This window comes from Paenibacillus sp. YAF4_2, assembly GCF_052113225.1.
Lineage (GTDB): Bacteria > Bacillota > Bacilli > Paenibacillales > Paenibacillaceae > Pristimantibacillus.
In genome coordinates this window covers 468,288-490,210 of the sequence record NZ_JBFRCT010000003.1, presented here as the reverse complement: position 1 = coordinate 490,210, position 21,923 = coordinate 468,288, and the positions used below count along the sequence as shown (strand labels likewise).

Sequence of the window (21,923 nt, the reverse complement as noted above, 5' to 3'; positions counted from 1 at the left end):
TTATACCCCCTCGAAGCGATAACCGATGCCCCATATATTAATAAGATGCTGCGACTGTTCGGGATCCAGCTCGATCTTCTCACGAAGCCGACTCAAATGGACGCGGATCGTATGTTTATCTCCGACACCATCCCAGAATTTCTCCAGCAGCTGATCATAGGTAAATACCTGTTTCGGGTGCTCCATAAACAATCTAAGCAGCTCATATTCCTTTGGCGTCAGGGAAACATTCGTTTGATCCACGACTAATTCTCTCGTAACCAAATCGAGCTTAATACGACCGTAATCAAGCACCTGGCTTATGCTGGATGGTGGAGTTCCCGTGCGCCGTAGAACAGCCTTGACCCTGGCAACAATCTCGCCTGGCGAAGCGGTTTTGACGATATAGTCATCTCCCCCAAGAGTGAGACCACGAATCTTGTCCACATCTTCACTGCGAGCGCTCAAGAACAGAATAGGAACGCTGCTTTCCGCTCGTATACGTCGGCAGAGATCAAATCCGTTTTGCCCGGGCATCATGATGTCCAAGATGATGCAGTGAATCGTATTCTGCTGAAACATGTCCCATGCTTCATTCGCATCATTAGCCGTAACGACCTGGAAGCGATCATTCTCCAAAAAGTCCTTCAATAATTCAACGATGCTCTGGTCATCGTCCACGACCAAGATTATCGATTGCTCATTCATGTTGATCCCGCCTTCATTCCAAGTGTACCCATGATCAAAGTGTATCACCTTCATCCCCGAAAAAACGAACACTTCGCATATTGTGACGGTTTGTTTATACTTTTGTGATCATTTGTGCGCCTGATTCGAGAGACTCTCCTGTTACCCTTCGGATAGTAGATTGATACAAGGAGGTTATGAGTACATGAGGGGTAAGCATCTATCCTTTTATAAGCTGGTTTCGTACGTTTGCGTCATTTATATCCTTTATGCGGTGGTCAACAATTACATGGTTGATCCGAGGGCTGAGGCCTTTCTTAGTCACAAGACCGATCTAGCACATGAGCTTAAAACTCAAAGCTGGATAATAGTCCTATACATTCATATCGCGTTCGCCTGCGTCGCAATGGCATCGGGTCTCCTCAACTTCTGGACCCGCAGGTATGAGAAGCTCCGCCGGCTGCATCGCTTGAACGGCTACGTTTATGTATCGACCGTGCTGCTAGTCGTACTGACATCCGGATACATGGCTCCCTATGCCACGGGAGGAAAAATAAGCAGTATGGGCTTTAATCTGCTTAATCTCGTCTGGCTGGCCATAACGACAACAGCAATTATCCATATCCGGAAGAAACGGGTGCTCCAACATCGCCGGTGGATGATTCGAAGCTACGTCTTTTGCTTTACGAATATGCTGATTCATCTGCTCACCTTCTTATTGCACGGAATGATCGGCATATCCTACGTAACCAGCTATATGATTGGACTTTACGGGGCGATTGTACTGCTCCTCCTTGCTCCGGAAGTGATTTTTAGATTTGAGAGAAAACCTATTTAAGGAGGATGTAATATGGGTACTGCGTATACAGATTTAACCTTCCATGAATTACAAGCAAAGATAAATAAAAGAGGGAACGTAAAGATCATCGATGTTCGAACACCTAAAAGCTTTGAACGGGGTCATATAAAAGGAGCGATCAATATTCCTTATCCATCCTGGTCAATGCCGCCGAAGGTTTCGGCTGATGAAGAGGTAGTGATTATTTGTTATGTCGGCATGGCAAGTCGAAAGGCATCAGAGCGATTAGCTCAGTCACATGATAAGGTGTTTAACTTCAAAGGCGGAATGGCACAGTGGCAAGGAGAAATAGAAGCGGAAATGATCGGCAGTACATGGAGTGCGGAGAGGATCTATAATTTCGTGTTAGGGATCATACTGCTGTTGACATTGCCCCTATCATTCTTAAGTCCTTGGTGGGGAATTAGCTATTCATCGTTTATTGCACTAGGAGTGATTCTCTTTGGTGTGACGAACTACAGCATGATTACGAAAATTATTCGATCCTATGGTTTTAAGTAAGGGGTGCATGATGAGACATTTCCTAGCAAACCGTACACGATCCAAACAGCAAAATAAGCTGAGAGATTTAATCGCTGGAGTGGATGAAAAGATTCCTTTAGAGGACGGGCGTTTTATTAAGGCTATTCATTTTGACAATGCGGCTACTACACCGCCATTTAAGAGTGTTCTGAAGGCGATCGAGCAGTTTGCACCATGGTATTCATCTGTTGGCAGGGGCAAAGGCTACAAGTCCGTGCGCTCGACCGAAATTATTGAACAAACACGCCTGAATGTATTGCATTTTGTAGATGGCAAGGAAGCCAAACACACCGTTATTTTCACGAAAAATAGTACGGAGTCGATGAATCTGCTCTCCCATATTCTGCATCAAACCACTGCTAAACGCTATATTCTAGCATCAGAAATGGAACATATTTCGAATGACTTGCCTTGGAGGAGTAACTTTGAGGTTGTCTACATCGCAGTTAATAAGGAGGGCCAGATTAGCTTAGAGGATTTAAGAGCAAAGCTTCTAACCTTACAGGGGCAGGTTGCATTAGTCACGATAACAGGGGCATCAAATGTAACAGGCTGCATTAACCCTATTTATGAGGCGGCTGAGCTGGCCCATCAGTATGGAGTAAAAATACATATCGATGCTGCTCAGCTAATCCCACATGAATCGATCAAAATGACGCGGCTTAACCCGGAAGAGAATATTGATTTCCTATCCTTTACAGGACATAAATTGTATGCCCCATTTGGAACAGCCGTTTTAATTGGTGGGAAGGAGGATTTCCAGGATGCAGAGCCGCTGCTTAAAGGAGGAGGAACGGCTCGGATGGCTTTGAGGTCCTTGGTGCAATGGAATGAGGCACCTGAAAGGTTCGAAGGTGGAACGCCTAATGTGATGGGAATTGTAGCCTTACATGCAGCGATTCGAACCTTGCAGCAGTCTAATATGGAAACCATTATTGAATATGAGAAGCAGATTATGAATTATACACTTGAAAAACTGCGGACAATTGACGGTTTACGCTTATTTCGTGCGTTGAACGACAATCTGCCGCAAGTGAGTGTGTTGTCTTTTACAATGGATGGGCTGCATCACCAGGATATTGCCCAGATTTTAGCGAGTGAGTATGGCATTTCCGTTAGAGCTGGCTTTTTCTGCGCTTATTCCTATGTTCAGAAGCTCTTACTGTTGAGTGATGAGAGGATAGATGAAATCAGACAGGATGCTAGTATTCCTTCCCCAGGCTTAGTTCGAATTAGTTTAAGCTTCTACAATACGTTTGCTGAAGTTGATCAATTAATAGAAGCGTTACAACAGATCACTCGCAAGAAGGAATACTATACGAAGAAGTATGAAGATGTACCAAAAGGAATTTGCGGGAGATAGAGGTTATACTCTCTTTTTATAAGCCTTCATTGCAAACAGATAAGCCACGAGCATAATGCCGACGCACCACGCAAGTGCGATCCAGATGTCGTTACCCACCGGCTGACTCGACAGTAATGCTCGGATGGTTTCTACGATAGAGGTTACTGGTTGGTTTTCAGCAAAGACGCGAACGGCGGTAGGCATTGAATCGGTTGGCACAAATGCGGAACTGATGAATGGCAGGAAGATTAGAGGGTAGGAAAAGGCGCTCGCGCCATCGACCGTTTTTGCGGATAGCCCAGCTATTGCTGCGACCCATGTTAAGGAAAGTGTAAACAGAGCAAGTATACCAGCTACGGCAAGCCATGGTAGTACTCCAGCGGACGACCGAAAACCCATGAGGAGCGCTACGAGGATAATGACAAGAACAGATATGGCGTTAGATACTAGTGAAGTCAGAACATGCCCCCAAAGCAAAGCGGAACGTGAAATCGGCATCGTTTGAAAACGCTCAAAGATCCCCTTTTGTACATCCGTAAATAAACGGAAAGCCGTGTAGGATATTCCACTGGCAATAGCCATGAGGAGTATGCCGGGCAGCAGGTAATTCACATAGCTGTCCGTCCCGGTTTCAATGGCACCACCTAATACATACACAAACAGCAGCATCATCGCGATTGGCGTGATGGTAACCGTGATGATGGTATCCATACTCCGCATAATGTGACGCATGGAACGTCCAAGCATGACGCTAATATCAATAAAGAAATGCTTTTTTACTATTTCTGTTTCCATTTATATGGCCTCCTTTTTACCGACGATTGCGAGGAAGATCTCCTCTAACGACGGTTGTTTCTCCACATACTCTACCTTTGTGGTCGGGAACATCTTCTTAAGCTCCTGGAGTGTGCCGCTCGCGATAATTCTGCCTTCGTGCAAAATGGCAATCCGGTCAGCAAGCTGCTCAGCTTCCTCCAAATACTGTGTAGTAAGAAGTACTGTCGTACCACCGTCCGCCAGCTCCTTGACGATCTTCCATACCTCGATCCGAGCCTCGGGATCAAGCCCGGTGGTTGGCTCATCTAGAAAAATAATCTGTGGTTTTCCAACGATGCTCAAAGCAATGTCGAGTCTACGACGCATCCCACCGGAGTAAGTAGATACTCTGCGGTCTGCAGCTTCAGTCAGGCCGAAGCGTTGTAACATGTCGTCCGCAACCTGACGCGGGTTTTTGAGGTATCTCAGCTTGGCAATCATGATCAAGTTTTCGCGGCCAGTCAAAATTTCATCCACAGCGGCAAATTGTCCGGTGAGACTGATCGTCTGCCGTACTTGATCAGGTTTGGACGCGACATCAAATCCGTTAACGGCGGCGGTTCCGCCATCCGGTTGGAGCAGCGTAGTGAGGATTCTGACAACCGTTGTCTTTCCTGCCCCATTAGAGCCGAGGAGTGCGAAAATACTGCCCTTTTCCACCTCGAAATCTACACCCTTCAAAACTTGGAGCTGCTTGTAGGATTTTTGCAGACCTTTTACTTGAATGGACTTGGTTTGCATCGGATTCCCTCCTAAAAAGAATTTGTGAACAGACTAAACGACCGTAACTTTAGACAAATCGACTTCCATGCCTTTGAGGTGTGCAAAGGTCAGTTTATCCATCGTTGCGCCGTCAAAGCAGATGGTTTTGAGCATGCGATAGTACTTCTTCGTCAACGTAAACCCAGGACTGAAGGAAACATTTTTTAATGTAGCTCCTTTGAATGAAGCTTCGGTTAAGGCCGCTTTGTCGAACTTAACACCGATAAACGTCTGACCGTCAAAACGCTGCCCGCTCAGGTCGGAAAGTTTGAAGTCAACTCCATCAAATAAGCAGCCTTCGAAAATCGTTTTTCTAAGATCGGTCAGCGTTAACGACACGTCAGTCAGTCTAACTCCTGTGAATTTCGCTCCATCAAGCCCTGACTTGCTGAAATTAGTACGTACAAGGATCGACTTATTGAAGCTTGCATTTGCCAGGTCAAGCGTGGACAGGCTGCAGTCTGTCAGATTCGCGCCGTCAAAATTAGCTTCGCGTACATCGCTGCTCTTGAACGTACTGCCGGTCAAGTCTGCGCCTGAAAAGTCCGAACCATGCAGCGCACTGCTATTAAATTGTCCTTTATGAGCGGTAACGCCTGCAAAGTCGCTTTTCACCAGATTACTTGCACTAAAGTTTGTCACGACTTGCCGCTCCAGCGAGCGGGAGAGGTTGGCTACCTCCATAATCGTTTGCTCGATATCGCCAATCCCCTCAATCGTCATCTTAAACGCCGTTTCATCGTCTTTGCCATCAGCTTTGAGTTCACGGTAACGCTCCTGCAAATCGGAAAGCAGGTCAGCTTTTAATTCGGTAACGCTTTTCACCCCATCGTATGGTGTAAAAACACTGTTCAGGTAATCTGTCAATTTTGGATTCATCATAATCAAATCGCTCCTTATAATAAGTTTTCTAACACGCGTTTTGCATACTCCCAATTGCTTTTGTTGCGGTCGTAAGTTTCCTTGCCCTTTTTGGTAATCTTAAAATATTTGCGACGTCCGCCCTGTGATTCATCGCCCCAATACCACTCGATGTCGCCGTCAGCTTCTAGCCGTCTAAAGCTTGAGTACATGGTAGCTTCCTTTAGTTCATGCTCGCCGTCCGAACGTTCGGCAATCAGCTTGACAATCTCGTATCCGTAACGATCCGCTTCGGACAAGAGCCGTAAAATCATCGTATCCGTATGTCCTCTCAGCAGGTCGGATGTGATCTTGTTCTCGCTCATGCAATCACCTCCATATCCGTATAATAAGACACATTACCTCGACTGTCAAGGTACTATTTTGATTATAATACTATATCTCAAATAATTTGTGCATCCATAACAAAAAAACCGCGCAGAGCGCGGTTTCCTTGGGTGGTATACTTATATGCCAACAATACGAATATACTTTCCTGCCCCATTAAAGCATCTTTACGTCTTTTCGTTCTCAGTAGTCTCTACATTGAAGTGGTTGTTACCGGACTTGTCCAATCACCCACATGACGGTAATTTTCTCATGGTCCAGGTTGCAGTGCGAAAGTGAAGGAAACGGTTGTATTTATTTGCAATTTAGCATCAAGGGCATCATAAGAGACGACGACCATACCCGTTTCAAGATCATTAAGGAACCGTACACGACTGGGAGACTTGAATCCGGCTGCTTTCAACAATGCTCTCATTCTGATCACTTTTTGATTTTTGGTTAAATCATTGTCTCCGATAAGATCTTCGACTTTCTTTCGGAATGGTACATCCTTAGCTAATTTCCTCGAAAGTCTGGCAATTTGTCGTAATGCACATTCTACAGTTAGAGCCATACCATCACTCCTTATAAATAAGATAAAATAATCTATGCAAAATAGATCCAATATGCTTGTACAAATACATATTTAAAGACTACCCTTTACTAAAAAAAAGAGCAGCCGATTTCTAACATTCGGCTGCTCCTCTTATAAAGTTACCTTACACTTTGAAGACTTTTTTCGTTCCCCAATCAGACTTTATCATCTCCACCGCTTCCCTGAACCGCATTGAATGTACGATCTCTCGCTCACGAAGAAACTTTAATCCATCTTGCAAATCAACGTCATCCGTCATATCAATGAGCCATTGATACGTAGCACGCGCTTTCTCTTCAGCGGCGATGTCTTCATACAGATCTGCGATTGGGTCTCCCTTAGCCTGGATATAAGCAGCGGTCCACGGGACACCAGAAGCATTCACATACATCATTCCATTATCATGATTAACAAAATTCTCTCCAAGCCCCGCTTCCTTCAGCTGTCTTGGCGTCGCATCCTTCGTCAGCTTATACACCATCGTTGCAATCATTTCGAGGTGGGCAAATTCCTCCGTGCCGATATCCGTAAGTAGTCCAATTACTTGATCTGGAATTGAATACCGTTGATTCAAATAACGCAGAGCAGCAGACAACTCCCCATCGGCTCCGCCGTATTGCTCGATCAAGAATCTGGCCATCATCGGGTCGCATTTGCCTACCCGTACCGGGTATTGCAGCCTTTTCTCATATAACCACATCCGTATGACACTCCCCTTTCCCCTAGTGGAAGTTCAACCTGCCTTACACCTGCCAAGGCCATGGACTTTCAGACCACTGCCATGGGTATTTCGAAAAACTGTTGCCGTATTGCAGCGTTGGTCCGTACAAGCTCTCAAACTGCTGCCTGCACTGATGCAGCTGCATGCCAAGCTGATTAAACTGCTGAATTGCCTGTGCATCATGCGGATGGGTATCCAAATATAAGGTCAATTCGACAAGAGCAAATCCAACCGCCTGAAGCTCCTCCAATTTACGATAATATTGTTCATCTAGAACAATGTTCAAAGGATTCGACCTCCTAAAAAGAATTGTCACACAAATGGCTGGATTTAAGGCCATTTGTGATAATTCTTACTTCGTAAGCATTAAATTGTCACACAAATGGCTGGATTTAAGGCTATTTGTAATAATTCTTGATTCAAAGCTTACAAGTAATACTTCGATTGATAGGAGCTGTACAAAGCCGGCCATAACGTGCCTCGCCTCAGTGCCTCATGAATCGAGTATTGAGGCAGACCTTGTGGTTGAAAGTGAATGAATTGATTAGGTGGGACGACATAGGTTTTTAACTTCATAGGAGGACATGGATCACATGGGCCGATAAAAGGCTCATAAACATGAATCTGATTAAGCGGATTTTGATTGTTTGCGGTTTTGTACTCTGCATTCTCCTTGCCGTAAGACATGTTCTCCTCAACTGCCGTGTTTGCAACGGGAGCATTATTGGCGGCATTCGCGTTATTGGCAGCATTGACGTTATTTGCAGCATTAGCACTGTTCTCCGCTTGGACCGCCATGTTGGCATTATTCTCGGCTCGGGCATTTCTCTCGGTGATCATCCAGCTATCCCTCCCTGACATTTAGGTATCTCCTATTCACTTTATGCCTGGTAGGGCTTATCTCATCATTACAATTTGACAAAAAAAGGTCCAGCAGCGAAAAAATCCACTGCCGGACCACAATCATTATAATTTAATGTTAATCTTGAACAATCCTGCCTTGCGGATCGCCATGTAGATAATAACAACAAGAGGTCCCAAGAATACCCCTATAACACCAACAAGCTTAAATCCGACATACAAGCTGATAAGAGCGGATAATGAACCTATACCAACAGCATCGCCTAGTATTTTCGGCTCAACAATCCTACGGAACACGGTCATGAACAAGAACATGATGTACAGTCCGATTCCTGCATATAAGTTACCTGTGACAATTAAGTAAGTCCCCCAAGGTACAAGCACCGTACCCGTACCCAGGATTGGCATTATATCGACGATAACGATGAGCAAAGCAATGGCCAGAGGATACTTGATGTCCAGTATCAACAATCCGATAAACGAAATGATATAGGTCAATGCGCTAAGTATAATTTGCGAGCGTAGAAATCCAAAAATCGATTTCTTCAAATTATCCAATACTTCATTCACCTGAGACCGTGATTTCTCTTCGAATAACGTCAGGAATGTTGCTTTCATCGTATTCAAGCTATATCCGAACATATAGACAGCCACGAGGAAGACGATGAAAAAAATGAACATGCTCGGAATACCTGAAGCGAAGGAAATAACGGATGAAGATAAGGACCCAACCATACCCGTGAGCGACTTACTCATATCGGTCAGCCAATCTTCGATCTGGCTTACAGTATCCGGTGAGAAGTTAGCATACAGCGATCTAGCGTTCTCGATTAGGTCAGTCACGTAATCACTGGCATCCCCAACGTAATTAGGCACCTTCTGTGCGAATGCGATAAGCTCTGCGACAACCTTTACCCCAAGCAAAGCCATCAGCCCAATTAATATCACCGTGAATAAGCTGCTTGAAATAGTCGAAGCGACTAGACGGTTTGTGTTCAATCTGCGGCTAATAAATTGTGTAAGCGGTTCTAGAAAGATAGCTACTACAAGTGCCAGAAGAAACGGTGCCCCTACTGTAAACAGCAAATACAGCAGGAAGAGCCCAACCCCAAGCATGACTAACGTTTTAATCGACACTTTTGCTTAGTCCTCCTTTCTCATAGAGATATGAGGTACACCTATGTATAAGGGGCCATCACTTTCAAAGGTTAGCGTCCACTATCAGCATACGCCCGTTCGAGAAAGTAATGTCCCCTTTTCCATCATAAATCATTAAAGGATTGCCTTCTTCTGGTGGAAGTCAACCTCATTGTAATACATGTCTTTCACCAGCAGATTTGGACCGCAGCACGCGGCAGCTGGACAATGACAATTCACACTTCGAGCCAGCGAGTGATCAAGCCAGCGGTCGAACAAATCATCCAGCTTCTCGCCCTCTATATTGCCGAAAGCTGGCACATCAGAGAAGTCCGTCACGAACACTTCTCCTGTAAACAAGTTCACATTAAGGCGATTGCGTCCGTCGGGATCATTGCGGACTGTCACATTTGGTTCAGCCGCAAGACGCTTGAGTAAATCTCTCTCCTCCGGATTTTCGCTGCAATGATAGAACGGAAGAGTCCCAAACAGCATCCAGACGTCCTTATCTCTTGTATCAAGCAGCCGCTCAATGGCTTTCCGCATATCCTCTCTCGACAACACTGGAAGATCCTTCGCGAACGAGCTTGGATACATCGGATGTACTTCATGGCGCTGGCAGCCCATATCAATTATCAGCTTATGGATCTCAGCAATTTGACTATGGGTCCGATAGTTGATCATCGATTCAGCTGAGACAAGTACTCCTGCATCACTTAAACGCCGTGCATTGTCTATCATCCGGTCATACAGCTTAGCTGCTGCCTCATGAGATACATGATGGCCAGCTTTTGCAAACCCGATTTGATGGAAATCGTCGGCATTCGTATAGTTGAACGAGATATGCATGACATCCAGATAAGGAGCAAGCTGCTCATATCTGCTGTAGGGTAAAGTAACATTCGAATTAATCTGCGAACGAATGCCCCGGCTTCTTGCATATTGAAGGAGAGGAACCATATATTCCTTGACTGTCCGATCCGAGAACGACGGCTCACCACCTGTAATACTAATCGTCTCCAGATGTTTCACTTCATCAAGACGTTTGATCATAAGCTCCAAAGGAAGCTTCGCTGGTTCCGTCATCACAAGCGTATCGCCTACGGCGCAATGCTCACATCGCATATTGCATAAATTGGATACCGTCATCTCGACACTTGTCAACGTATGCCGGCCATACTGCTGCAAAGAACGAATCGGGTCCCAAGGATCATTATGAGGAGATAACGGATTGGATGGTTGTTGTAAAGCAAAGTCTATTGTGTTCATTATTAATATCAGCACCTGACTTACATGGTTAGAATGGGTACAGCTTATACTATTGTAATGTTCGAAGGGTAAGGAAGCAAATGAAAATAGGTATAAAAAACGAAAAAGGAGGCACAATAGCCCCCTTATGTATCATTCTGCCTCTTATATTCCCGATGCAAGCCCTACACTGGACTGCTCACCATTCACACTGACGATCATGGTGCTTAGCTGCTTCGATAAATCAATCTCATAAGGCGACGCTAACGCCTCGCCAGCTTCATTATATAGCATACGGACAATGGGACGGTGTGGATAGGAATGGTTAAAGTCAACCACAACGCCTGTCTCTCCCGTGTGAATTTGTACAGTAATCCCGATTGGATAAATGGCCACCTTGTCCCTGAACAGCTGTACCATATGCTGTTCATATAACGTTCCTGTACCTGCATACAGCAGTTCAATCGCTTGGTGTGGAAGCATCGGCGCCCGATATACCCGGTTCGTCGTCATCGCATCATAGGAGTCAACAAGACCAATCCATTTGGCAAAATCATGTATCTCATCCCCTTTTATGCCACGGGGATAACCGCTGCCATCAACCCGTTCATGATGCTGGAAGGCGCAATGAGCCACGATAAGCGGCATATTGGGCTCATCTTTCAGCAGTTCAAAGCCAATCTTCGCATGATTCCTCATCATTTGGAATTCATGATCGGATAAGGAACCGGGTTTCTTGAGAACATCCATCGGAATTTGCGTTTTCCCTATATCATGCAGTAATGCCCCCATGCCCAGCTTCATCAGTTCATCCTTGGAATAACCGTAGGCTGAACCCAGCAGTGTCGTATAGACGCATACATTAAGCGAATGTTGATAGAGATAGTCATCAACAATCCCCATGTTCATTAGCATAATCATCGCGTCTTTATGATTGGACAGGTCATCAATAATCATATTCATCATCTGCTTGAAAGGCTGTGCGATGTACGGTGCAGCACCCTTCTTCTGCTTAGGCAAATCCATCATCGCTCGGAAATTAGTCTTAATCTCCTTCAAGGCCAGACTAATCGTATTCTCGCTAATAATCTCCGGTATAACGATGTCATCGGTTCTCGCATCCTTAATAAACACAAACTGAATACCATATTGCTCCAAACGAACAATATGGCGACTGGTTAATTCGATGTTTTCTCCTAAGAGGACTAAGCCGTCGCCCGAGAAAATTTTTTTGGCAAGTCTCATGCCAGGCTGGCATTGCGATATAGGTACCAAGCGCATGTTCTCGATCCTTCCCCTTAATACTATGTCTATAATTAACATCGGACAAAACTAGCCGTAATGTTAATGTAAGGGATAAATTAACGCTTGGCAACCATTTTATACTAAATTTTCGACATTATTCTCCATCTTTCTTGGTGACAGCCTGGAATCTCATAACCTTGCTTTAGTTCATTTGCAAGCAGATCACGGATAAATTCAGGTAAAAAGTAGGAGACCTCCGTCGCTTGCCCCAGCGATAAATACCCGATATGGAAGGTAAACATATCGATGCAGCCAACCACATATTGCCGGTCGTTCACTAGAGGCCCACCATTAACATCAATCGACACGATTCGCTGAAGCTCCGGAAGCGCAGGATCGTATTCTACAATCATTCCGTCAAGCGCCAGTGTACCAAGCACTTCACCGCGGAAGCCGTAGCCTTTGATCTGCATGCCGGTAAAAGACGGCAGCAGCGCCTCTTCGAGCGCTGCTCGTATGTTCGCGCCGCTGAGCAGCATGCGGCACGGATTGATCGGCGACGGACAGAGGGCATGTAATTGCCCCTCTGTCACGTCGCCCTGCTGCAGACCGCCAAGCAGCTGCCCCGTATTCACAATGCCGATCTCGGCATTGGTATGGCGGCGCAGGCCGGCGGCCAGCAGGTTCCCGAGCGGTGATTCCCGCTCGGGCAGGGCGGGCAGCGGCGCATCCAGCCGGGCAATAACCCGGCCGAGGCGCCGCTGACCCGCCTCGCGGTAACCGCCGATAATAGCGGCGGCGGCTGGCTGCTCCGCATATGCGGCCATTGGCACGCATGATGCGCGAATAATCGGCCGCGTGTCCATCCTAATTTCCACGCGGCCAATCTGCTCACCATACTTCCCCGCAGCACAAATGTAGGTATCGCCGATAATAACCGGCTCTTCTAATAAATGATGCGTATGTCCGCCCATAATCAGATCGATGCCGGCAATCTTTTCCGCCATTTGCTTGTCGACGTTAATCCCAAGATGAGACATCACGGCTATGACCTCAACGCTGCCTCTGAGCTTTGCGACCTCCGCTTCGATCGCCTCTAGCGGATCCGTCACATCCCAGCCCAGCAGCTCGTAAAAATCCGTATAGCGTGCAGTAGCCGCAATAAGACCGATCTTGATGCCACCCTTCTCGATCACCATACTGGGCAGCAGCCACTCTGGCAGCCTCCCCGTCTCACGCTCAAGCATATTTGCACCAAGCACCGTAAACTTTGCCTCGCGATACACACGCTCAAGCGTATCCTTGTCATACGTTAGTCCTTCATTATTACCAAGCGTTACAGCATCATATCCAGCTGCGTTTAGCAGCTCAACATTCACCATGCCGTCGCTGCCTTCTGTCTCCAGCCGAATACGGTCCATATGATCACCGATATCCAGGCAAAGGAGGTGTCCGCTGCCGTGAGCAGAACGCTGCTCATCTATATAAGCGGCTATTCTCGCTGCATTCTCGAGACGGCTATGAATATCGTTGCTGTGAAGAATGACAATCTGTCTATTAGAGAATGTCATGCTGACCTCCTTTTTCACCCTGAAATAATCTGTCCATTATCCGCCAATTTGAGACATCCGACGGTCGGTTGGGGTATGGGACAACGCCTCATCCGCCAGCTTAGCCGCCATTTCATGATTCTCAGGCTTAAGATCCATCGCTTTATAGAAAATGTTCCGCATAGCTTCCGGATCACCAAGTGCATCCTTCACATTCAGTTCATCCACCCAGTACAGGCATGGCTTCATTGAACCGTCAGCCGTCAGGCGAAGCCGGTTACAGCTTTTGCAGAAATGATCACTTACAGGATGAATAAGTCCAAACGACCCTTGGCCGCCTTCCATATGCCAGTCATCTGATGGGCCGTTACCTTTTACATTCAATCGTCTTGTAATCGTATATCCTTCACGCTCTGCCGTCTCCAGGACATGCGATAGAGGCAGATAGTGGTTACGCCAATTATCGTCTGCATGGCCAATCGGCATATATTCAATAAACCTGACATGCATCGGCTGCTCGTATGCAAGCTTCAGGAATGCTGCGATTTCGTCCTCATTAATCCCCTTGAGAAGCACGCAATTCAGCTTAATTGGGGCAAGTCCTGCCTTACCGGCTGCTTCTATGCCCTCAATAACCCGTTTCAGCTCGCCTCTACGCGCAATAAACCGGAATCTTGTGGGATCTAATGTATCCAGACTAATATTCACCCGGTTTAAACCTGCATCCTTCAAAGCCTCAGCATATTTGCCTAGCAGCATGCCATTGGTCGTCAAAGCAATATCATCGATACCCGGAATCGCCTTCAGCCTGCGGATCAAGCCGTCCAGGCCAGGGCGTACAAGTGGTTCTCCGCCTGTGATACGAAGCTTGGAGATACCGAGTTCCGCCGCTGTCTGAACAACCTCGACAATATGATCATAACTCAGCAGATTACTGGCGTCCTCGAACTCCATTCCTTCCTCAGGCATGCAATACAAACAACGCAGATTGCATCTATCCGTAACCGAAATACGCAAGTAATCGTGTTCTCTCCCGAAACGGTCCATCAATGTGGGCATGCCTCTCACTCCTTTTCTCTTCTATTAGAATAACATTTTTCAAATGATTATGGTATGCTAATACGGTGTTTACCCTTAACTAATGAGAGGTTATCTGCCATGACATATACTTGGACTATTCAACTATTCGCCGGGCTCTCGGACCGATTCGGAAGTCCCATTATCCATATCGAGACTGACACACCTTCAGTGACGGTTAGTGAGCTAAAGCAGCTGCTCGCAGCAAAGTTTCCGGAACAAGCTGATCTCGTGCGTATTTCCTTTGTCGCATGTAACCAAACGTATGCTTCTGATGATACGATCATTCAAGCATCGGATGAGCTTGCCGTCCTGCCACCTGTATCTGGAGGCGAGCCTGAAGAGAATGAAGATACACCAGACTGTACATCCGCGGACGGCCGCTATGTCATTACTAAGCATTCCCTGACCTCAGATGAAGTGCTGGCTAAAGTAATCGTACCAGAGCATGGTGCGGCAATTGCTTTCGTCGGAACGACGCGGGAGTGGACACAGGGACAACGTACTATTCGACTTGAGTATGAAGCCTATGCGCCAATGGCCGTACGTACGATGGAGCAAATTGGTGAGGAGCTTGCTCAGCGCTGGCCTGGCACGTTAACCGCGATCTCACATCGGATCGGTGTAGTTGATATCGCTGAGACAAGTGTTATCATTGCCGTTTCGTCCCCCCATCGGGATGCCTGTTATGATGCTAGTCGTTACGCTATTGAGAGACTTAAGCAAATCGTCCCGATCTGGAAAAAAGAAATTTGGGAAGATGGTTCCGAATGGAAAGGGCATCAACTAGGTAGTCCTTGGAATCCCATTCAGCAATTATCCAATTAATGGATTATATTACAGCATTCAAGGCGAAATGGTGCTGAGAGTATAGGACAATAGTCATGAATTCACCTTCCTCTTATTGCCATCCTAATCATTCATTGTTACTATTAATTCATACATACCGTTCATAAATAACTATAGAGGTGCAACGATGAGGGTGCATATATCGGATTTAAAAAAGGGAGATATTTTGCTCAAGGACACCTTTAACGGATACGGCCTGCATGTTTTATCCAAAGGCACAATTCTGGAGCAAAAAGATATTGCCAAGCTGTTTCAACATCAAGTTGACTATGTTGACATTGAGAACCGAACAACTACAGAGCAACCTGTTCATCGTACATTAGAAACCTCGGTTCATCCCAAATGGCTGCCCAATGTGCGGCCTGATTATGAGAATGCCGTCAAAGGCTTCCAGGATTTATTCGTGAAAGCAAACACGGGCGGAATCCTCAAGCAAGATGAGGTTGCAGCTGCCTTCCAGCCTCTTCTTAAAAATTTTCAAATGGAACGCGATGTCGTTTCCATGCTTCTGCTCTTAAATACAGCAGATGATTATACCTATCAACACTCCGTTCAAGTTGGCATGTTGTCCTACTACTTAGCTTCATGGCTTGGCTACAGTGAATTGGAAGCGCTTGAAATCTCGAAAGCCGGGTATCTCCACGATATTGGCAAAAGTAAAATTCCATCCAGCATACTGAATAAGCCGGCTTCTTTAACCAACGAAGAATTTGAAGAAGTAAAGAAACATACGCTTTATGGTCATGACATTATTCTTAACTCTTTCGAAAATCAATCGCCTTACCTTGCAATAAGCGCCCTTCAGCATCATGAGCGTAATGACGGCAGCGGTTATCCACATGGCCTTACTGGTGAGGAGATTCATCCTGTTGCCAAAATTACAGCCGTGGTAGATATTTACAGTGCTATGATCTCGGAGCGCGTCTACAAGAAGAGACGCGACTTGTTCTACGTTCTGAAGGAATTGTACAAGATGAGCTTTAATGAGCTTGATGCCCATACAACACATACCTTTATTAAACATATGATTCCTAACTTTATTGGCAAAAAAGCAGTACTTGAATCCGGTGAGGTTGGTACGATCGTAATGACACATCCAACCGAGTTTTTTCGTCCGCTTATTCAAATCAGCGACCGCTTTATCGATCTTACAGTTGATCGTCAGTATGAGATCAAAGAAATTATCTTCTAATTTAATCAGTACGACATAGACAAGAAACGCCCGTCCACTGAAGGACGGGCGTTTCTTGTTATTGTTGAAAAATCGATTAACCGATCGAGCCTTCCATCTCAAACTTGATGAGACGGTTCATCTCAACCGCATATTCCATCGGGAGCTCTTTCGTGAATGGCTCGATAAAGCCCATTACGATCATTTGTGTTGCTTCAGCTTCGGAAAGGCCTCGGCTCATCAGGTAGAACAGCTGATCCTCGGAAACTTTCGATACTGTTGCTTCATGCTCAAGTGTAATATTGTCGTTCATGATCTCGTTGTAAGGAATCGTATCGGATGTCGACTCGTTATCGAGGATGAGCGTATCACATTTGATGTTTGATTTCGCGCCTTCGGAGTTCCGTCCAAACGATGCGAGACCACGGTACGTTACTTTACCGCCATGTTTACTGATCGATTTCGATACGATTGTCGAAGTCGTGTCAGGAGCCAGGTGAAGCATTTTCGCGCCTGCATCCTGGTGTTGGCCTTTGCCTGCAACAGCGATGGACAATACCATACCTTTTGCGCCACGGCCTTTCAGAATTACTGCAGGGTATTTCATTGTCAGCTTGGAACCGATGTTACCGTCAACCCATTCCATGGTTGCGTTCTCTTCTGCAACCGCACGTTTTGTAACGAGGTTGTAGATGTTTGGCGCCCAGTTCTGGATTGTTGTATAACGGCAGCGAGCGTTCTTCTTAACGAGAATCTCTACTACTGCGCTATGCAGTGAGTTCGTGCTGTAGATCGGAGCTGTACAGCCTTCTACGTAGTGTACGAAGCTGTCTTCGTCAGCAATGATCAGCGTACGTTCGAATTGACCCATGTTCTCGGAGTTGATACGGAAGTAAGCTTGCAGCGGAACTTCACATTTCACGCCTTTTGGAACATAGATAAAGCTGCCGCCAGACCATACCGCACTGTTCAAAGCTGCGAATTTATTGTCCGTACGTGGAATGATGGTGCTGAAGTATTCTTTTACAAGGTCCGGATATTCACGAAGCGCTGTATCCATATCGGTGAAAATAACACCTTGCTTCTCCAGATCTTCTTGCATGCTGTGATAAACAACTTCGGACTCATATTGTGCCGATACGCCTGCAAGGAACTTTTGCTCCGCTTCAGGAATACCCAGTTTATCGAAAGTTTCTTTAATTTCCTGCGGTACTTCTTCCCATGTTTTACCTTGTTTCTCGGACGGCTTAACATAGTATTGAATATCGTTAAAATCTAGATCAGCCATGTCGCCGCCCCAGTTAGGCATTGGCATTTTGTTGAACTGCTCAAGCGATTTCAGACGGAATTCGAGCATCCATTGCGGCTCGCCCTTCATCTCGGAAATCGTACGTACGATTTCTTCAGTCAGACCTTTACCGGATTGGAAAACGGCTTTATGCTCATCACGGAAACCATATTTATAATCTTCCATTTCAGGCATTGTTCCTGCCATGGTATTCACACTCCTTATTTACTCGTATTATACGTGCTGCTGTTCGATCCCTTTGCGCAAAGCATTCCACGCCAGCGTCGCGCATTTGATCCGTGCAGGAAACTTGTTAACGCCAGACAAAGCCTCGATATCTTCATTCTCATCAAACTCGACAGATTCACCCTTCATAAGACCGGAGAATCGTTCAGCCAGATCAAGCGCCTCATCGTAAGTTTTGCCTTTAACAGCTTCTGTCATCATAGATGCAGAGCTAAGGCTGATGGAGCAGCCCTCTCCGCTGAATTTCGCATCGATTACTTTGCCATCCTCAACTTGAAGCTGAAGCGAAATGCGATCGCCGCAAGTCGGATTATTCAAGTTGATTGTTACAGATTCAGCGTCCAAGGTTCCGCGGTTGCGTGGATTTTTATAATGATCCATGATGACTCGACGATATAAATCATCCAATTGCATGACCGAAGAACTCCTTTGTCCGGATGAGGCCTTCCACTAAGCGGTCGACTTCTTCCTCGTTATTGTATAGATAAAAGCTTGCTCTAGCTGTTGCCGAAACATTCAACCAGCGCATAAGCGGCTGGCAGCAATGATGGCCCGCGCGTATTGCAATGCCATAAGAATCAAGTACGGTTGACACATCATGCGGATGAATGTCGCCTAAATTAAAAGTGACAAGTCCAACACGATTGGCTTTAGGCCCGTAGATCGTAATATCATCAAGCTGTGACAGCTTCTCGTAAGCATATGCTGCCATGTGCTTCTCATGCTTATCGATTTCGTCCATACCAATCTGTTCCAGGAAGTCAATCGCTGCCCCTAAACCAACAGCACCCGCAATAATCGGTGTGCCGCCTTCAAAGCGGTAAGGCGCATCCTTCCAAGTCGATTCATATAAATCAACGAAGTCGATCATTTCGCCGCCAAATTCGATCGGCTCCATGTTCGCAAGAAGTGATTTTTTGCCATACAAAGCACCAATACCTGTAGGACCGCACATTTTATGACCGGATAAACCGTAGAAATCGCAATCCAGATCCTGTACGTCGATCTTCATATGTGGAGTGCTTTGTGCGCCGTCAACAACCATGACTGCCCCGTAACGATGAGCGATAGCTGTAACTTCCTTGATCGGATTTACAACGCCAAGCACGTTCGATACATAAGTCATCGCAACGACTTTCGTATTTGTCGTGATGGTTTGCTCAACATCAGCAAGCGAAATCGTACCGTCCGGCTGCAGCGGAATGTACTTCAGCGTCGCACCAGTCGCTTTGGCTGCTTGCTGCCAAGGAATAAGGTTGGCATGATGCTCCATCGGCGTAATGACGATTTCATCGCCTTCCTTGCATACGCTGCGAGCATAGCTCGATGCGACTAGGTTAAGCGCCGTCGTTGTACCTCGTGTGAACACGATCTCTTCCGCCGACTTCGCATTTAGAAACTTGGCTACCTTCTCCCGTGCACCCTCATAAGCGTCTGTCGCTCGCGATCCAAGCGTATGAACGCCGCGGTGCACATTTGAGTGATCCAGTTCGTAATAACGACTAACCGCATCAATGACGGAACGCGGCTTCTGGGAAGACGCCGCGCTGTCGAGGTACACGAGCGGATGCCCGTTTACCTTCTGATGCAGTATCGGGAATTGCTCCCGTACCGCTTCTATATTCATCCTTCAAGCTTCCTTTCGAGCAAACGCTGAAGCTGCTCGCGTACCGCATCAATCGGAATCTCCGATACGACAGGCGCCAAGAATCCATAAATAATTAAACGTTCAGCGTCTTGCTTGCTGATACCACGGGACATCAGGTAGTATACCTGCTCCGGGTTTACTTGGCCTACGCTTGCTGCGTGGCCCGCTTTAACATCATCTTCGTCGATCAATAGAATCGGGTTAGCGTCACCACGAGCTTTCGGGCTGAGCATCAGAACTTTTTCTGTTTGAACGCCGTTTGCTTTCGTTGCGCCTTTCTCGATTTTCGTGATGCCGTTAATGATAGCTGTTGCACTTTCTCTCATTACAGCGCGAGTAACCATGTTGCTCTCCGAGCTGCGGCCAAAGTGTACCGCTTGCGTCGTTAGGCTCATCTTTTGCTCTTTGCTGCCGATGCTGATTACTTTCGCGTCCGAGTTCGAACCGTTGCCTTTAAGGACAGACACCGTATCCGATACCGTAAAGCCATCGTTCAGATCGCCGATTACCCATTCCATTTGACCGTCATTCTCAATAACTGCACGGCGGAGCGTCATATCTACGCCATTGTCAGCCATATGATGAATAGAGCCAAAACGAACATGTGCACCAGACTTCACGAACACTTCAACAGCCGAATGATGAACGAATGGTGCATCAATCGTGCCTGGTTCGGATACTACATAGTCCACGTAAGTAACGGAGCTGTTGCTTTCCGCAACAATCAGAATATGTGGAGCAAACGCTGCGTCCGCTTTGTTGTTGAACAGCACCGCTTGCAGCGGAAGCTCAACTTCAACATTTTTCGGTACGTATACGAATACGCCGCCATTCCAAAGTGCTGCATGCATCGCTGTCAGCTTGTTATCGCCCTTTGATACGGCTTGGAACAAATATGGTTTAACGAGATCGGCATGCTCCTTGCATGCTGTCTCCAAATCTGTAAAAATAACGCCCTTCGCTGCAAGTTCTGCCGACAATTGCTTCAGAACTGCGCTCGAGTTGTGCTGAACGATAATGTTCTCTGTCCCTTCAGCAACCAGCTCACGGACTACTTCCGGCAGTTCAGCAACTGAACTTACCGCCTTGCCTTGCTCATAAGCGCCAACAGCTGTTAAATTCCAGCGGTCAATGCGCATTTTCTCCGGTTTTGGCCATTCAAGTGTGCCAGCCAGCTCAGCCGCTTCACCGCGAAGATCGACGAGCCATTGCGGTTCGCCTTTGCTCTTAGCAAGCGCTTCGGCCGATTGGCGGTCCGTCGGAGTCGTTAATTGTGTACTCATCCCGTTATGCTCCCTTCTCCGCCGATTAAGCTTGACCTACTGTTTCGTCAACAATACCAAGTTCTTCTTTAACCCAGTCATAACCTTCGTTCTCAAGACGTTGTGCAAGCTCAGGACCGCCTGATTTAACAATGCGGCCTTGCATCATAACGTGTACGAAGTCTGGCGTGATGTAGTTCAGCAAACGTTGGTAGTGAGTGATGATCAGGAATCCACGGTCTTCCGAACGCATAGCGTTGACACCGTTGGATACGATTTTCAGTGCATCGATGTCAAGGCCGGAGTCGATTTCGTCAAGAACAACGATTTTCGGCTCGATCATAGCCATTTGCAAAATTTCGTTACGTTTTTTCTCGCCGCCGGAGAAGCCTTCATTCAGGTAACGGTGAGCGAACTCAGGGTTCATCTCAAGTTCCTTCATTTTCTTTTCCATTTGACGGATGAACTTGATCAGCGAGATTTCGCTGCCTTCTTCACGACGAGCGTTAATAGCGCTGCGGAGGAAGTCGGAGTTTGTTACACCAGGAATTTCGCTAGGATATTGCATAGCAAGGAACAGGCCAGCGCGTGCTCTCTCGTCAACGCTCATCTCCAGCAGGTCTTCGCCGTTAATTGTAGCGGAGCCTTCTGTTACTTCATATTTCGGGTGACCCATCAATGCGGATGCAAGAGTACTTTTACCAGTACCGTTAGGACCCATGATTGCATGGATTTCTCCGCCTTTGATTTCAAGGTTAATGCCTTTCAAAATTTCTTTTCCTTCGATCTCTGCTTTCAGGCCATCGATGACAAAATGTGTTGCCATAA

Annotated in this window: 24 protein-coding genes; 5 read left to right on the top strand and 19 right to left on the bottom strand. The window is 46.4% G+C overall.

What is annotated here, in order from left to right:
- Entirely contained in the window at nucleotides 1-687 is a 687-nt protein-coding gene (locus tag AB4Y93_RS09640; RefSeq protein ID WP_441891279.1) for a response regulator transcription factor, read from the bottom strand.
- 184 nt (nucleotides 688-871) lie between these two features.
- Here AB4Y93_RS09640 and AB4Y93_RS09635 point away from each other — a divergent pair, with 184 nt between their 5' ends.
- The 3 genes from AB4Y93_RS09635 to AB4Y93_RS09625 are packed head-to-tail and all read left to right on the top strand — an operon-like array spanning nucleotide 872 to nucleotide 3,410.
- Nucleotides 872-1,504 (top strand): DUF2306 domain-containing protein, encoded by a 633-nt coding sequence (locus AB4Y93_RS09635; RefSeq protein ID WP_441891277.1) that lies wholly within the window; start codon nucleotides 872-874, stop codon nucleotides 1,502-1,504.
- Between the two features lie 12 nt (nucleotides 1,505-1,516).
- Nucleotides 1,517-2,026, top strand: a complete 510-nt coding sequence (locus tag AB4Y93_RS09630; RefSeq protein ID WP_441891275.1) for a rhodanese-like domain-containing protein — start codon at nucleotides 1,517-1,519, stop codon at nucleotides 2,024-2,026.
- Between the two features lie 7 nt (nucleotides 2,027-2,033).
- Nucleotides 2,034-3,410 (top strand): aminotransferase class V-fold PLP-dependent enzyme, encoded by a 1,377-nt coding sequence (locus AB4Y93_RS09625; RefSeq protein WP_441891273.1) that lies wholly within the window; start codon nucleotides 2,034-2,036, stop codon nucleotides 3,408-3,410.
- Between the two features lie 3 nt (nucleotides 3,411-3,413).
- Here AB4Y93_RS09625 and AB4Y93_RS09620 read toward each other — a convergent pair whose 3' ends face one another.
- From AB4Y93_RS09620 to moaA, 13 genes are all read right to left on the bottom strand, one after another.
- The gene (locus AB4Y93_RS09620; protein WP_441891271.1) at nucleotides 3,414-4,187 is read right to left on the bottom strand and encodes an ABC transporter permease; all 774 of its coding nucleotides are present in this window, start codon (nucleotides 4,185-4,187) and stop codon (nucleotides 3,414-3,416) included.
- Nucleotides 4,188-4,949, bottom strand: a complete 762-nt coding sequence (locus tag AB4Y93_RS09615; RefSeq protein WP_441891269.1) for an ABC transporter ATP-binding protein — start codon at nucleotides 4,947-4,949, stop codon at nucleotides 4,188-4,190. It abuts the gene before it with no gap.
- A 33-nt stretch (nucleotides 4,950-4,982) separates the two neighbouring features.
- On the bottom strand, nucleotides 4,983-5,849 hold the full coding sequence (locus AB4Y93_RS09610; RefSeq protein WP_441891619.1) for a pentapeptide repeat-containing protein: 867 nt from the start codon (nucleotides 5,847-5,849) through the stop codon (nucleotides 4,983-4,985).
- A 17-nt stretch (nucleotides 5,850-5,866) separates the two neighbouring features.
- Nucleotides 5,867-6,196: a PadR family transcriptional regulator gene (locus tag AB4Y93_RS09605; RefSeq protein WP_441891267.1), complete on the bottom strand. Its 330-nt coding sequence runs from the start codon at nucleotides 6,194-6,196 to the stop codon at nucleotides 5,867-5,869.
- 272 nt (nucleotides 6,197-6,468) lie between these two features.
- Nucleotides 6,469-6,771, bottom strand: a complete 303-nt coding sequence (locus tag AB4Y93_RS09600; protein WP_441891264.1) for a hypothetical protein — start codon at nucleotides 6,769-6,771, stop codon at nucleotides 6,469-6,471.
- Between the two features lie 145 nt (nucleotides 6,772-6,916).
- Nucleotides 6,917-7,492 (bottom strand): manganese catalase family protein, encoded by a 576-nt coding sequence (locus AB4Y93_RS09595; RefSeq protein WP_441891262.1) that lies wholly within the window; start codon nucleotides 7,490-7,492, stop codon nucleotides 6,917-6,919.
- A gap of 43 nt (nucleotides 7,493-7,535) precedes the next feature.
- Nucleotides 7,536-7,799 (bottom strand): spore coat protein CotJB, encoded by a 264-nt coding sequence (locus tag AB4Y93_RS09590; protein WP_441891260.1) that lies wholly within the window; start codon nucleotides 7,797-7,799, stop codon nucleotides 7,536-7,538.
- Nucleotides 7,800-7,939: 140 nt separating this feature from the next.
- On the bottom strand, nucleotides 7,940-8,089 hold the full coding sequence (locus AB4Y93_RS09585; protein WP_441891617.1) for a spore coat associated protein CotJA: 150 nt from the start codon (nucleotides 8,087-8,089) through the stop codon (nucleotides 7,940-7,942).
- Nucleotides 8,090-8,479: 390 nt separating this feature from the next.
- Nucleotides 8,480-9,511 (bottom strand): sporulation integral membrane protein YtvI, encoded by a 1,032-nt coding sequence (ytvI, locus tag AB4Y93_RS09580; RefSeq protein WP_441891258.1) that lies wholly within the window; start codon nucleotides 9,509-9,511, stop codon nucleotides 8,480-8,482.
- A 135-nt stretch (nucleotides 9,512-9,646) separates the two neighbouring features.
- Nucleotides 9,647-10,780, bottom strand: a complete 1,134-nt coding sequence (gene yfkAB / locus AB4Y93_RS09575) for a radical SAM/CxCxxxxC motif protein YfkAB (protein ID WP_441891256.1) — start codon at nucleotides 10,778-10,780, stop codon at nucleotides 9,647-9,649.
- A 144-nt stretch (nucleotides 10,781-10,924) separates the two neighbouring features.
- Complete coding sequence (locus AB4Y93_RS09570; RefSeq protein ID WP_441891254.1) at nucleotides 10,925-12,040, bottom strand: HD-GYP domain-containing protein; 1,116 nt, start codon at nucleotides 12,038-12,040, stop codon at nucleotides 10,925-10,927.
- Between the two features lie 104 nt (nucleotides 12,041-12,144).
- A complete protein-coding gene (locus AB4Y93_RS09565; RefSeq protein ID WP_441891252.1) occupies nucleotides 12,145-13,575 on the bottom strand; it encodes a bifunctional metallophosphatase/5'-nucleotidase in 1,431 nt (476 codons plus the stop codon).
- Nucleotides 13,576-13,611: 36 nt separating this feature from the next.
- A complete protein-coding gene (moaA, locus tag AB4Y93_RS09560; protein WP_441891250.1) occupies nucleotides 13,612-14,613 on the bottom strand; it encodes a GTP 3',8-cyclase MoaA in 1,002 nt (333 codons plus the stop codon).
- A gap of 99 nt (nucleotides 14,614-14,712) precedes the next feature.
- On the opposite strand from moaA, the gene AB4Y93_RS09555 reads away from it, so the two are divergent.
- Nucleotides 14,713-15,459: a molybdenum cofactor biosynthesis protein gene (locus tag AB4Y93_RS09555; RefSeq protein ID WP_441891248.1), complete on the top strand. Its 747-nt coding sequence runs from the start codon at nucleotides 14,713-14,715 to the stop codon at nucleotides 15,457-15,459.
- Between the two features lie 148 nt (nucleotides 15,460-15,607).
- Nucleotides 15,608-16,672: an HD-GYP domain-containing protein gene (locus AB4Y93_RS09550; protein ID WP_441891246.1), complete on the top strand. Its 1,065-nt coding sequence runs from the start codon at nucleotides 15,608-15,610 to the stop codon at nucleotides 16,670-16,672.
- A gap of 76 nt (nucleotides 16,673-16,748) precedes the next feature.
- On the opposite strand, the gene sufB is transcribed toward AB4Y93_RS09550, so the two are convergent.
- The 5 genes from sufB to sufC are packed head-to-tail and all read right to left on the bottom strand — an operon-like array spanning nucleotide 16,749 to nucleotide 21,921.
- On the bottom strand, nucleotides 16,749-18,146 hold the full coding sequence (gene sufB / locus AB4Y93_RS09545; RefSeq protein ID WP_441891244.1) for a Fe-S cluster assembly protein SufB: 1,398 nt from the start codon (nucleotides 18,144-18,146) through the stop codon (nucleotides 16,749-16,751).
- A gap of 27 nt (nucleotides 18,147-18,173) precedes the next feature.
- Nucleotides 18,174-18,599, bottom strand: a complete 426-nt coding sequence (gene sufU, locus AB4Y93_RS09540; protein WP_441891242.1) for a Fe-S cluster assembly sulfur transfer protein SufU — start codon at nucleotides 18,597-18,599, stop codon at nucleotides 18,174-18,176.
- Nucleotides 18,586-19,812 (bottom strand): cysteine desulfurase, encoded by a 1,227-nt coding sequence (locus tag AB4Y93_RS09535; protein ID WP_441891240.1) that lies wholly within the window; start codon nucleotides 19,810-19,812, stop codon nucleotides 18,586-18,588. Before AB4Y93_RS09535 ends, sufU begins: the two co-directional genes overlap by 14 nt.
- The gene (gene sufD, locus AB4Y93_RS09530; protein ID WP_441891238.1) at nucleotides 19,809-21,116 is read right to left on the bottom strand and encodes a Fe-S cluster assembly protein SufD; all 1,308 of its coding nucleotides are present in this window, start codon (nucleotides 21,114-21,116) and stop codon (nucleotides 19,809-19,811) included. Before sufD ends, AB4Y93_RS09535 begins: the two co-directional genes overlap by 4 nt.
- A gap of 25 nt (nucleotides 21,117-21,141) precedes the next feature.
- A complete protein-coding gene (gene sufC / locus AB4Y93_RS09525; protein ID WP_167280275.1) occupies nucleotides 21,142-21,921 on the bottom strand; it encodes a Fe-S cluster assembly ATPase SufC in 780 nt (259 codons plus the stop codon).
- Between the last annotated feature and the right edge of the window lie 2 nt (nucleotides 21,922-21,923).